This is a genomic window from Pseudomonas sp. NPDC086566, from assembly GCF_050280885.1.
Classification (GTDB): Bacteria; Pseudomonadota; Gammaproteobacteria; order Pseudomonadales; family Pseudomonadaceae; genus Aquipseudomonas; species Aquipseudomonas vlassakiae.
The window spans coordinates 159,791-172,199 of sequence record NZ_JBNNWD010000007.1 but is presented as its reverse complement, the minus strand read 5'-3'; the positions used below and the strand labels follow the sequence as shown (position 1 = coordinate 172,199).

General features: G+C 56.9%; 11 protein-coding genes. 10 read left to right on the top strand and 1 reads right to left on the bottom strand.

The genetic code is table 11. The features are described from left to right. Window positions 1–63 precede the first annotated feature (63 nt). From ACQKPS_RS17795 to ACQKPS_RS17755, 9 genes are read left to right on the top strand one after another with little or no spacing between them, the layout of a single operon-like run. Window positions 64–591 carry a hypothetical protein gene (locus ACQKPS_RS17795; protein ID WP_427605192.1) on the top strand — a complete coding sequence of 176 codons (528 nt, stop codon included), beginning with the start codon at window positions 64–66 and terminating at the stop codon, window positions 589–591. After that, a complete protein-coding gene (locus ACQKPS_RS17790; RefSeq protein ID WP_427605190.1) occupies window positions 584–817 on the top strand; it encodes a hypothetical protein in 234 nt (77 codons plus the stop codon). Before ACQKPS_RS17795 ends, ACQKPS_RS17790 begins: the two co-directional genes overlap by 8 nt. Next, complete coding sequence (gene yejK / locus ACQKPS_RS17785; RefSeq protein ID WP_427605187.1) at window positions 817–1,821, top strand: nucleoid-associated protein YejK; 1,005 nt, start codon at window positions 817–819, stop codon at window positions 1,819–1,821. Before ACQKPS_RS17790 ends, yejK begins: the two co-directional genes overlap by 1 nt. Before the next feature lie 10 nt (window positions 1,822–1,831). Beyond that, the gene (locus ACQKPS_RS17780) at window positions 1,832–2,176 is read left to right on the top strand and encodes an Arc family DNA-binding protein (protein ID WP_225790862.1); all 345 of its coding nucleotides are present in this window, start codon (window positions 1,832–1,834) and stop codon (window positions 2,174–2,176) included. 1 nt (window position 2,177) lies between these two features. Further along, a complete protein-coding gene (locus ACQKPS_RS17775) occupies window positions 2,178–3,884 on the top strand; it encodes a ParB family protein (RefSeq protein ID WP_427605185.1) in 1,707 nt (568 codons plus the stop codon). Window positions 3,885–3,916: 32 nt separating this feature from the next. Beyond that, complete coding sequence (locus ACQKPS_RS17770) at window positions 3,917–4,612, top strand: DUF2857 domain-containing protein (RefSeq protein ID WP_182336770.1); 696 nt, start codon at window positions 3,917–3,919, stop codon at window positions 4,610–4,612. Next, window positions 4,609–5,910 carry an STY4528 family pathogenicity island replication protein gene (locus ACQKPS_RS17765; RefSeq protein ID WP_427605183.1) on the top strand — a complete coding sequence of 434 codons (1,302 nt, stop codon included), beginning with the start codon at window positions 4,609–4,611 and terminating at the stop codon, window positions 5,908–5,910. Before ACQKPS_RS17770 ends, ACQKPS_RS17765 begins: the two co-directional genes overlap by 4 nt. Beyond that, a complete protein-coding gene (locus tag ACQKPS_RS17760; protein ID WP_427605181.1) occupies window positions 5,903–6,625 on the top strand; it encodes a prepilin peptidase in 723 nt (240 codons plus the stop codon). Before ACQKPS_RS17765 ends, ACQKPS_RS17760 begins: the two co-directional genes overlap by 8 nt. A gap of 47 nt (window positions 6,626–6,672) precedes the next feature. After that, complete coding sequence (locus tag ACQKPS_RS17755; protein ID WP_427605179.1) at window positions 6,673–6,870, top strand: zinc-binding dehydrogenase; 198 nt, start codon at window positions 6,673–6,675, stop codon at window positions 6,868–6,870. A 390-nt stretch (window positions 6,871–7,260) separates the two neighbouring features. On the opposite strand, the gene ACQKPS_RS17750 is transcribed toward ACQKPS_RS17755, so the two are convergent. Next, complete coding sequence (locus tag ACQKPS_RS17750) at window positions 7,261–10,884, bottom strand: hypothetical protein (RefSeq protein WP_427605177.1); 3,624 nt, start codon at window positions 10,882–10,884, stop codon at window positions 7,261–7,263. A gap of 776 nt (window positions 10,885–11,660) precedes the next feature. On the opposite strand from ACQKPS_RS17750, the gene ACQKPS_RS17745 reads away from it, so the two are divergent. Continuing rightward, window positions 11,661–12,386, top strand: coding sequence for a PFL_4669 family integrating conjugative element protein (locus ACQKPS_RS17745; protein ID WP_427605175.1), 726 nt, complete (start codon window positions 11,661–11,663; stop codon window positions 12,384–12,386). The last annotated feature ends 23 nt before the right edge of the window (window positions 12,387–12,409 follow it).

The window sequence follows — 12,409 nt, the reverse complement described above, 5'->3', positions numbered from 1 at the left end:
CAGAGATTCTGGTATGCCCTCTCTGCGGCAGCTACGACCTCGTTCCTCTTCTGGAGGACCCAAATGCAGACTGAGCTGACCTACCCTTCAATCCCTGCGATCGGAAACACCGACCAATCGGTATTGGCCTTCGCGCACCAGTCGGGCGTAAACGCGGTTTGGCTGGATGCGCTCGGCCAAGTTGTCTCACGGCTCACCCAGTTCGGTGAAACCACGGTGCCTGTTGAGCTGAATGAAGCGCTGCAAGAGCTTGCACAGCTGCAGTACATCGAGCTCGAAAGAAATGAAGGAGGAACGCTGGCAGCGACCCTTCTTGGCCAACCAGCCCTGCTGACCAATTACTTCTGGTCTGTATGGGTACCAAGGCACCTTCTGAGCTGCGGTCTGAAGGTTGCAGTAACACCCCATCTGACCAGCTCCGTGGACGATGCTCATCACTGCACCGTGGTCTTCCGCATTCCTGGAACACGCGAAACTGCACGTGAGTTCCTCACTGACCTGGCCACCCATTACCCGGGCTGCACCCCAGAAATCGTGGCCATCCAAGCCGGTGATGCCCTTTGCCCGAAGGAGGCCGGCTCCAATGCGTAACCTCCTTCGCGGCGCGCACGACAGTGTTCGCCGGCTTGCCGAATTCGCCCTCTCCGAAGGCTGGACTCTCTCTCGCTCCAACAGCGGGCATCTGAAATTCAGCAAGTCCGGCTTTACGCCGATCTTCACATCCTGCACGCCCAGCGACCGCCGTACCGAGCGCAACACGCGGGCGCTGCTCCGCCGTGCCGAGGCCCAAAACATGACCTCTCGGGAGATTCAATAATGCCAGTCCGACACGCGATCGTTCACCAGCTCGAAAAGCAGCCCGACGGCAACCCGGCCGTCCTGCACGCACGTGACACAGAGCTCCCTGTTACGGATGCCGTCGAGAACCTCCAGGCCGACCTGAACGACAGCTACAACGCCAAGCAAGGCAAAGCGTGGGGCTTCTTCCATGGGGAGTCGGGGGCGTACCCATTCAGCGGCTGGCTGAAACAGTACCTGGCGGAGGAGCAAGACTTCACCAACTTCAGCCGTGTGTCCGTCGAGCACCTGCAGCAGCTGAGTGAAGAGGTCAACCTATCCACCGGTGGACACGTGCTCTTCAGCCACTACCAACAAGGCCTGACTGAGTACCTGATGATCGCTGTCCTCCAGCAGGTCGAAACCGTCGGACTGGACGGTGAACTTAATGTTGTAGCCTCTCGCTACCTGGACACCAGCAACTTCTCCTGCGCGGCTCGGATCAACCTGAGCGAGTGGCGCAACAACCCAAACTCGAAGCAATACATTTCCTTGTTCAAAGGCAAAAACGGCAGGAAGAGTTCGGACTACTTCCGCGACTTCATCGGATGCCAAGAAGGCGTCGACGGCCCAGCCGAAACCCGCACGCTTCTCAAGGCATTCACTGACTACGTCGAGAAAGAAGATCTCCCAGAAGAAAGCGCCCGGGAGAAAACCCACGCGCTGCTCGACTATGCCACCACCCAAACGAAGCTGGGGCAGCCCCTCTCTCTTCAAGAGCTGTCTCAGACTCTCGATGAAGATCGCCCTCAGGCGTTTTACGACCATATCTGCAATAGCGACTACGGCCTATCCCTGGAGATCCCGGCCGATAAGCGCACGCTCAACCAGTTCCGCCGCTTCACCGGCCGCGCCGAAGGTCTGTCGATCAGTTTTGAGGCGCACCTGCTCGGTTCCAACGTCACCTACGACGCCGATACCGGCTCGCTGACGATTAAGAACTTGCCTACTCAGCTCGCAGACCAACTCAAACGCCGCCAGTAAGGAGAACACCATGAACGCAACCAACTCCCGCACCGCTGACAAATTTGTGGTTCGCCTGCCTGATGGCATGCGTGAACGTGTCGCTCAAGTCGCCCGCGACAACCATCGCTCCATGAACAGCGAGATCATCGAGCGCCTCGAGCAATCGTTGCTCAATGACCAACGCATTGGTGCTCAGGCCCAGGCCGGCTCAGCAGACGACAATCTCAAGTCAGAGCTGGCTCGCGCTTACAAAATCATCGATCGCCTGCTGCAGAACGCCGACCCTACACAGGTGGATATCCAAGAGGTGTTGTACCTGGTCCGTAAGCAAAGCCCACTGGCTCAGTCCCACATCGCTGCGGTAGGAGCTTGATATGGCCGCTACTGACCTCAAATCGAAGCTCCTGGCTCCAGGCTTCAGCCCTACAGGCTCCACCGCCGCCATGAGCGACCCTATCGCTGATACGCCAATGAGGCTGAATATCGACGTTGTCCTCCCTTGGGAGGATAACCCTCGAACCACACGCAACCCCTTGTATGACCAGTTAAAGGAATCGATTCGTAATCGAGGTCTCGATACTCCTCCGCCAATTACACGTCGCCCAGGTGAAGAGAAGTTTCGAATCCGGAATGGTGGAAATACACGTCTCACGATCCTGAAGGAGCTCTACCAGGAGACTGGAGATCCAAAATTCCAGATCATCGACTTCTTGTTCCGCCCCTGGGACCAATCCCGCGGTGAGATCATCATGCTCACCGGGCACCTCGCTGAGGATCTCAAAGGTGAACTCAAGTTCATCGAGCGCGCTGTAGGTGTGGGGAACGCAAAAGCGCTTTATGAATCCGAGAGTGGTGAAGTGATTGGGATTCGAGAACTCTCTCGCCGTCTGACAAAGGACGGATATCCAATCTCCCCGTCTCATATCAGCAGGATGCTAGACACGGTTCAGTACCTGCTGCCTGCCGTCCCAGCTCTCCTCTATAACGGCCTCGGCAAACCACAGATTGAGAAAATTCTGTCGCTAAGAAAGTCGGCGCTGGCATGCTGGGATAAGCACTACCGCAATGAAGGCGTCGACTTCGAAATGTTGTTCCAGGACGTCCTTGCCCAGTTCGAAGGTGAGGCAGAAGAGTTCCTGTTCCAGCGTTTTCAAGACGAGCTCATCGGCACGATGAAAAAATCGCTGCAGTTGGGCTATGAGGACATTCTGCTGGAAATCACTCAACAGCAGGACAAGCTTCGTCGCTCGACACCGGTGGTTGAATTGCCGATAGCCAGTTCGACGTCTACCCCACCTGCGCCTGCGCCAGGCACTGTGCCAGGCTCCACCCTTCCGCCATCGCAACAACCACCTGAAGGTTCTGGGAGCCCGCAGCAGCCTCTGCAGACATCACCACAGCCAGTTGCTCCAGCGCAGGGAGCTTCGCTCACCCCAGAGGAACAGCAGGCACGAATTGCAGGGCATATTGCGTCCCCCGCGAACCTCAGCCAGCGGGTGATCGAAACCAAAGCGAAGGTTGCCGCCCTCAGTGGGGAAACCTTGCCCGATTTCAACGCGAACTGCCTGATCGCCATCCCCGTACAGGCTGGCGGACTCCACCCGATCACAGACCTTTGGTACATCGAGCGGCAGATCGATCAAGCTGCAGAATTGCGTAACCAGATAGCCCAGCTGGCTGTGGAGATTCTCGAGTCCGTAAACGGCCCAGGCGATATCCAGGCAATCGATGGCGGGATCGGCTTTAAATACAAACAGCCCGACACCGATGTCGAAGTCACTGCAACAGCTCAACATACCATGACCCTGCTTCAGGCATTGAGCGGGGCCATGGCTATCGCTCTGAAAATGCTGAACGAGCAACCGGACCCTGCCAACGCATTAGCTGAATTTGAATTTGCAGCCGGATTAGGCCAACTGCTGCTGGGCCAGCCCATGAGTGCTGAACAGTCTCCAAGAGATGTCGGCCGTTTGAGCGACGGCGCGCTGGTCAAACTGTTCCGCATCATTCGACTGGCTCGCCGGTTGATCGACTTGGAAATTGAAGAGTTCAAACGGTCCTCGGAAGCCCAGGGCAACTGAACACTCGATGAGATGAATGGGAGGGAGTCTCAATGTCCAAGTCAACACTTAACGAAGCAGTTCTGTCGCAGCTTCTTGACCTGATGCGCAATGGCCAACTCCAGCGCTGCGTGGAGATGGGGGTTGAACCTGAGGTGCTGGGCCAGATCCAGCATCCAACAGTCCTCAGTTTGCTCCGCAACACACCGGTCAGTTGGGTCAACGTGTCTATCAACAGCTCGATGATCCTCAAGCTTCTGACCGGGGCTGCGCGCTCAGAAGAGGAAACCCGCCTCATTGAGCGGGCAATCCGATTGGGGGCTACCACCAGCTTGCTCAACAAGTTCTTCGGGCTCACCCCTCAAGAGATCGCCCTTCAGCGTACCGTCATCGGGGTTAGAGCCCCGCGCGGACGCTGGCCCGAGCTTTCCGAGGATCAAGATCATCATATTTGGCACCGCTGGACCAAGTTGATGGATGAAAACCGAGTGGAGCTCGAGGACAGCCTGGCCATGCTCGACGTTGCCATGCTGGTTGCTGAAGAACTGAGCACAGATGGCTTAACGCTTGCGCAGATCTGGTCTCGCATCACTCAGTGGATCGAACAAGGCTTGTATCCCAGCAGCAAGGAAAAGTCCCGAGTATCCGAGCGTCGACAACTCACTCTGCTGGACGAGGGTGGCATACGCCGTGTCGAAGAGAGCTGCCCCGCCTCTGCCCACCTTGGAGAAGGCGAACATAGAAAATGAAGCTCGCACGGTTCCCGATTTCCGCGCTCCTAGATTCGGCCTCGGGGCAACTCGAGGCCCATGTACAGAAGAAGAGAGCTGAGGACACCGCCCCTACTGCTGCACCTGCTACACCCTACTCCGGGATCATATTCAGCGGTAATCCGCATGAAACGGTCCCGCGTAAGCTCCTGCTCGACAATCGGCTCACCCCCTTGGAACGCAATTGCTGGCAAGTATTCCGATTACTTGTCAATGAAGATGGCATCACTGCCTTCCCCACCTATGACCAGCTACGGCCATACCTGGGTATGAACCCAGGGAAACATGCCTCTCGAGAGACCGTGGCAAAAGCTCTGACCGTGCTCCGTCTAACTCGATGGTTGAGCTTGGGTAGGACCGTCCGCAATGAGATTAACGGACAAGTGCAGGGTAATGTCTATCTACTCCACGACGAGCCGGTAACACCGGCAGAGGCCCTGGAGTTCGACAAGGACTACATGACCTTGCTGATGCAATCCATGGAGCATCAGAACAAAGCGATCAAGGACATCGCAGCGATCACCTGGCGCGAATTCACCAGCGATCCCGACGTAGGCCGACGCCTTCCCTCGCGCATTGACACGATTAGCGATCGGCTGAATGCCCAGACCTGGGCTGTAGAGACGAAGCAAAACGCGCTGCCCGCACCTGAGTTCGGAATCCGAACTCAGCAGGATCTCGCTCCGGAAGGACTGAGTTCGGAATCCGCACTCAGTGCGAACTCAGGAAAACAGGGGGATCTCCCCCTCAGTTCGGAATCCGAACTCAGCCTAAAACCACTGAGTACACCCTCAGTTCGGAATCCGAACTCTGCTAGTACGTATACAAATACAGACAAGTCTGTATCTAAAAGCTTTGTACAATTGCGCGAGAGTGCAGGCGTGAATTGGCTGCTTGCCCTGGATCTTCTCAAGCCAGAAGACCGTGTGAAGGCACGAGAGATCATGGGGCCTGTTCCGGAGCATGTCCGAGAGGCCGTGATCAACCAGTGGAAACATCGATGCACCACTGGGAGCGTAGCCAAGCCGCTTGCATACCTGACAACCCTTGCTGGCAAGGCCATCCGGGGCGACTTCAACGCCGAGTGGAACCCTTCAGCGCCCGCTGCAACTCCGCCGCAAACGCCTCCGCCGGCACGGACGGTTGCCCGCGCTGCCCAGCCCCCCGCCCAGAAGCCGGCACCGACGGCGACCGCGATGCAGACAGCGAACTCCGCCCTTACTTCGCTCCAAGCCCTGCTTGACCCACGTCGTCGCGAGGATTCCACCGATGAGTGATTGGATGGAGCTTGAGATCACCCTAGGGCTTGGCTCCATCGTTTTGGGTATTCTGGCCGGTCGCCTGAGTACTTGGGTTGCCTGTTGGCTGCCTGCAATCCTCGAGCAACAATGGCAGCGGGATGCTCGGGAATTACTCGGGTTGGATCTCGATGAGCCTTGCAAGCTTCAAACGGCCGGATCTACGGTGCGTGGAACCTGGGCCGCGCAAATCGGCTGCGCTGTCTTATCGTTCGTGGTTACGGTGCATTATGGGCCAACCATACAGGCATTCTTTGCCCTGCTGTTCACTTGGTCTCTTCTGGCTTTGAGCTTGATCGACAGTAAGCACCATATGCTGCCGGATGCGCTGATAATACCCATGCTATGGATCGGTCTCGTGCTCAACTCATTTGGAGTTTTCACGACGCTGCACGAGGCACTTTGGGGCTGCGCCATGGGCTATCTGAGCCTTTGGTCAGTTTTCAACATAGTGAAATTCATTACCGGCATAGAAAGCCTGGGCGCTGGCGACTTCAAGATGTTGGCCCTAATCGGGGCATGGACTGGCTGGCAGGCACTTCCCTGGACAGTCGGTTGTACCTTATTACTTGCAGCCCTTGCCTGTGGATACCTCAAGCTGCAAAAAGCTCTGGCCAGCCCCTCAAAAATTCCTTTGGGGCCGTTCCTGGCGATGTCTGGCTGGGCAGGCCTGCTGCTGTCACATCAATGGTAGGGAGTGTTGCCACTGGCAACACCTCCACCGATGCCCCCATCTGAGCGGTGCCACAATCCAGCCCTGCTGGAAAACGGCCCGCCACCCATCTGGTGATTGCACTTAATCCCGACTTTTGGCCGCATATCATTAATGGTCAAATTAAGCCCCGGCTTTGCAAAGCGTTTAGTTTGACTGAAGCACGTGCAGCACACGAATTGATGGAAGCTGGGCAACACATCGGAAAAATCATTCTTCTTACCTAGTGTTGACTTCCCCCAAGACTGTTTTCGACGTTTAACGCAGGCCCTAGGGAAACTTTAGGCACTATGATGGGCTGGGATCCGACAGGGACTCCAAGCGGTGATGGATGGACTCACGCAGACACGACAATTTTTGAAACGTGCCCTATGCGCCCAGTCAGGAAGCTCAGCGAGATGCGGGGCTTTCCAGAGGCAGGGATGAACCGCATACGCTCGCTTACGACAGGGGTCGATAGGTGCCGGTCGTGGATGAGCGCTCTGAACCCGAACCATTGGCGAAGGGCAGAAATCGACCCAGAGCTGCCCTACGTGGATGACAGCTAACGGCCAGGAGCTGCCGGTCGAGTCCGGGCCCTTACGACCAGAAGCAGCCGCTCGGATGTGCCTACGAAACTAGGGCCGATTCAGGTTAACAATCAAGAACGCCACTGCGACTTCTCTGTGGTCGACGCGATAGGTTGCGACATACCCGCTCGCCTCGTAATCCGGAGGTCCCAGAGGCGCGCAGTCAAGGTATATGAGACCTGAAGGAACCTCGTGCTCGAGCATTTCCCCAACATACTTGAAGAGAGGATTTAGCTCCTTCGCGTACGAGTAAATAACGTGGAAATAGAGGTCACAGACTCCGTATGACACCAGCTTGTCGAAGTGCTTTTTGATGTTGGTTCGATCAAGTCCCGTGCAGACGAGCGCTTCGATTATCGATATTTCCTGACCGGACACTCGGATCACTGCATCTCTTTCGCCGGGATTGCCGTTTGCGGTTGCTCCTCCGAGCGATTGGTCAGCCACATCCCATTTAGTCACTGCGAGCAAAGCCCCTAGCACCTCTCGCATGGCGGTGTTGAGGTCATCCTCAAACCTTGCCAAGTTCATTGAGTCTTTCCGCTCGCGGAGCATCGCCGCCATATGTTGAAGCGCGGCAACGGCACGTGAAACTTGCCCTATAAGATAGCCTCGAAACCCGCCGCCAGGGGGACCGAGTATGTTTCCAATCTGGGAAGGCTGAAGTACGGTCAGCTGTTGCAAGGCGGCCCGGATTGAGGAAATCGAATCGACGACGACCGATGCCGAAGCGATACTGGGCGCGGAGTCTCCAGCTTGAAGGTCGTTCTTGAGCGCGATAAGTCGGTCATCATTTCCGAACTCTGAGATGGCTGCGTCTAAAATCGCCATTGCCTCGTCCCGGAAGCCCAGCTCGTACTTTGAAAGTACGGCTATGAGTTCAAGTTCTGGGCTTCGGCTCTTCCGACGACGAGCCGCCACGCTCACTAAAGCATCCTCCGGCTTTTGCAATGCCAACATGAGCAGCGCGCGGTTGGCTAGCAGACTGCTGCTGACTGAACTCTCGCCCACAGCGACCTCAGCATTGATTTCCGCTAGCAGGCCTTCGCCCGTCACACGATCTGCACCACTCAACGGATGCAGGGTGGGCCCCAGAAGCTGCTGAATAGCAACTGCAAAGACGTTCTCCTTATATGCGGGGGCCGCTCCAGGAAGCGCCGCCAGGCGCTGTAGAGCGACTCGAGCAACTGCCAAATTGCCGCTCGGGCGCAGCAGTTGGGAGGTTGCCCTGTAAAATTCAAGTTTGTCTTGTGCCTGCTGTGTCGTGAGCCGATCCAGTGCCGGCGGGACAACAGCTCCATCAAGTGCAGCCCAGTTCTTCTCCTTTAGAAACAGTCGAAGCTCGAGGACAAAAAGCTCAAGCCGGAACTGAGGTGGTGCGCGATCTAAGTCCTCCTCTGCCTCATCCAAGTGCTCACGGGCAAGCGCATATTCGCCAGCGACCAACAAGGACTCAATGCGGTGCTGCAGCTCGGGCCAAGTCCAAATGGCGGATGCCTCCTCTGGCTTCAGCTGCCGTAATCTCGCCCGGATGCCGGGCTTTGCCGCCGCAGGTAGGTGCTGGCAAAGTTCGGCAAGTAGCACCGGATCGTCTGACTGAGCAAGCGCCTGCAGCATAGCTTCCTGGTGATTGCCGTTTAGCCGTCGCCATGCGGCAGCGAGATCTTCTGCCGGAGAGGCCTCTTCCCGTTGAAGTAAAGGGCCGGGGCTATACCTGTCTGTGAGGGCTCCGACGCGCCCTTTCTCGTCATGCTCAATAACAGTGCGCGAAATGAGCACTTGGAGCGCGTCGCAGAGCTCCGGCGGTACCGTTTCGCCGTTCCAACCGGCAACGGCGCGTGCGAGCAACCGCACGTGCACTCTTAGAGTTTTGGCAATGGAATAACGCAAGGATGGCTTTTGATCGTCCGGCGTGTTTCGCAGTAGCTGTGCGCTATCGAATGGGGTTAGCAGTGCATCTCTATCAGACGCGGTGTAGGCAAATGCAGTCGTGACGAGATGAGCGGCCAGATTTGCGGAGAGACTGGCTGCGTCGGTCCATTCCAAGTGCATGTCGCGCACAAACTTTGAATAAAGCCCCACGATTGGGAAAGCGTCGGCAATCGGCGCGATCAAAAGGTAGTTCAGTCCATCGAGTACTCCTGCAAAGCATGCTCTGGGCACGTTGTCCTTGTAGGCGGCCTGATCTACGAGGTGCTGCAGCACTGCAGACTGGAGGTCTTTGCTTTCCCTTGAAACCACCTTGAGAAGCTGCCGCCCAACGGGTCTCCTCGCATCTGCAATTGCTCTTTTGCTGTAAGTGTCGCTGGCATAGCACCAAGTCACCAAAGATGCGTATTCCGCGAGATCAAGCGTGCCCTCAAGCAAGTGATAAGCCAAAAGAGATAGCGCGTCTTGAACCGCAAATGCCTTAGTTTGGGCTTCACGACTCAGGTTGCGATCGCTATTCCGTATGGATTCCGCACGCCACTCAATAGCCAGTTTGGCTGCTAGGCAGGCCGTGCGCTGATGCATCAGCATGTCTACTAACAGCACTGGTGCGGACCTGACTCGGAATAGCAAGTGCTGCAATGCCATCGGATGGGCGGCAGCGAACAATAGGACCGTCGTCGCTGCAGCCATGATGTTAGGTCCGATGTCAGTTTTCTCAAGCTCGGAGCAGAGCAGAACAAACGCAAAGCTGGCCGTATTAGAGCCGAGTCGTTCCATCATCAGATGTTCGACGTCGGGGCGCATCATCCAGTCAACTCTAGACACTAGAGTCTGGGGCGGTGCTATCTCCGGAGCTCCGGCATACCGCATTTGATCCAGCGGAATCGCAAACGTATTTTCGAGCACCGCTGTGTAGCGTGCGGCATCGTTCTCCCATGTCCCCCAAAGGGTCTGGCGTTCCAATACGCGGTGAGCTGCCTCACGGCAGTACCGCATCTCAGTGGGTCCCCAGCCACTGTACCATCTACCGTAACTGCCAAGGGCGTCACACCATACAGACCACTCCAAGAAGGCTCTATCGACAGTCTCGGCATCCGCATCTAGCAAAGCCAGCGCATCGCAAGCCTCGCGTTCGACAGGAGGCGCTGCGTCAACTGTGCTGACGCTACCGTCCGTGGAATGCTGCTGGGGCTTCGGGCACAGTAGCTCCCACAGCCGGCCGGCAAGCCAGTCCGGATCTTTGGTTGGTATGTGCACTTCAAGCCAGCGCTCAGCCAATATTCTGTCTGCAAGCGTTTTAGCATGGGGAGGGGGTGTATCAGCCCTCGCAACAAGCTTGAGTTCGCCGAGCCCCGCCAGAAAGGTCTTCGTGCTTGGGCTCGGATAGGTGATGTACGAACTCGTGCCGGGAGGCGCGCTCTGCATAATCCAGCGGCCGCCGTCGAAAGACACCCAACCGTTATTCTTGAGATCGTCGAACGTCGGACCGCTGTCTGCAGTGCGACGCTCCGATTCGTCCCAGGACTTGGCAACATCCTCAGCGCCCCCCCGATACTCCAACCGGTAGTACTGACATAAGTCGAGAATACTCAGCTCGTCGACTATGTCGTCCAGCCTGGCAACGGGGCGTTGATAACCCAACCTGGGCAACCAGCGCTCGAACATCTGCCTCAGCTCAAGGCGCATCTGCAGCGGCGCCCGCATACCTTCCGGCGGATGCACCTCTTCGAATCCGGTCACACCTCTTCCTCCATGTTGTCCCTGCCATGAATGGTACTGTACGAAGCCGTGGTTTCACGAAAAATGGCGTGGCCAAACGCACGCCTGGCTGAATAGGCCTTGTTTCCCTAGAGAGTTTGAAGCCATGTGACTAGGCCTATAGAGAATGAATCGCACAGCCAGAAACCATCAGCTGCTTTTGGCCGATTGCAGCCCTTGCCGAACGGCAGCTTCGGGTCGATTCCTGCCGGTCAAGACGTACCCGTGTACCGGCCACATTCGATGCAAATGGCGCAAACGCTTGGCCAAGTCAGGTGCATTTTCTCATCATCGGCCGGGACAAACTTCTCCACTGTTGCCACTGGCAACACGTCCAAGCAGCCCTAACGCTCAAGGCAAACAGGTGGTCACCACTGAGTGCCATTTAAAGTGTTGCCAGTGGCAACACTTTGCCCCCGTTCACCAGGTAGCCTTCATTGGCGCCGACGGTTTACCCATGTTGCCACTGGCAACACTGCACACCGCCAACGAACACACGGTCTTAACCGGGGAGTTGGAGACCGCCTGTTGCCACTGGCAACACCAAGCAGCACCAACTGCCAGGGGGGCTTCACTGGCGCAGACGGCTGTCCCTGTTGCCACTGGCCACACTTCACAGTGGTACAGGACACATCACCAAGGCTCCGTTAAACCATGACAAATCCAGCACCCCGGGTTCTTCATTTATTACTGCGCCACAAACGGCCCGACAACAGCATGGACATCGCTCACCCACCTTATATAAGGAAACCATGTCCATGGCTGACAACTATCAGCTCAACATCGGCTCCCTCAGGAGCCAGGTCCAGCTGACTCTCCACACTCACCATGCCGCCCGAATCTGGCTAGGTCGCCAGAAGACCGATGACAAACACAGCATTCTTGGGCTGGCTGGCTTCTGCCTCAAGATCAACCAGATCGACCGTGGTGCGGCCCAGGACGACCCGTACTCCGACTGGTGGATGATCAGGATCGAGGAGAAAATCCAAGAGGTAGATGATGCGCTCAAGGCAATCGACAGCCGCCTGGATGGAGTGATGGCCCAATTGCCGAAGGCACTCGAAATTGGTGAAAACCTCTCCATCCAGCCGCTGAAGCTACCGCTCTTCATCTCCAATCCGCTGGGCTTCAAGGGCGTCCATCTACTGACTCAATATGACGAAGTCGTCCGTCGCATCCTGCTGGCTCAGCATGTCGCCATGATCGGTCGCCGAGATGGCGAGATCTGGATCGATGAAGGCGCTCACCTGCTGCGCAGTCTTTTTGGGCTGGCCCAGCTCCATCGCTTCTCCGGCGCGTCGCGTGACGACTTCGCCGCCAACAATGCTCGAGCTGAAAATGCGCGCGAAATGTACAAGCGCTACGGGGATATCCCCCAGGACATCCTGGAAGGCACCCGTCGCTCGAACTTCGCCCCGCCCATCCGCCGTGGCTCCGCAGGCCCGGTCGAGGATGTGGATAACGACTTCGAAGGCGAGGCATGACGCTCATGCGATCGGACACCCGA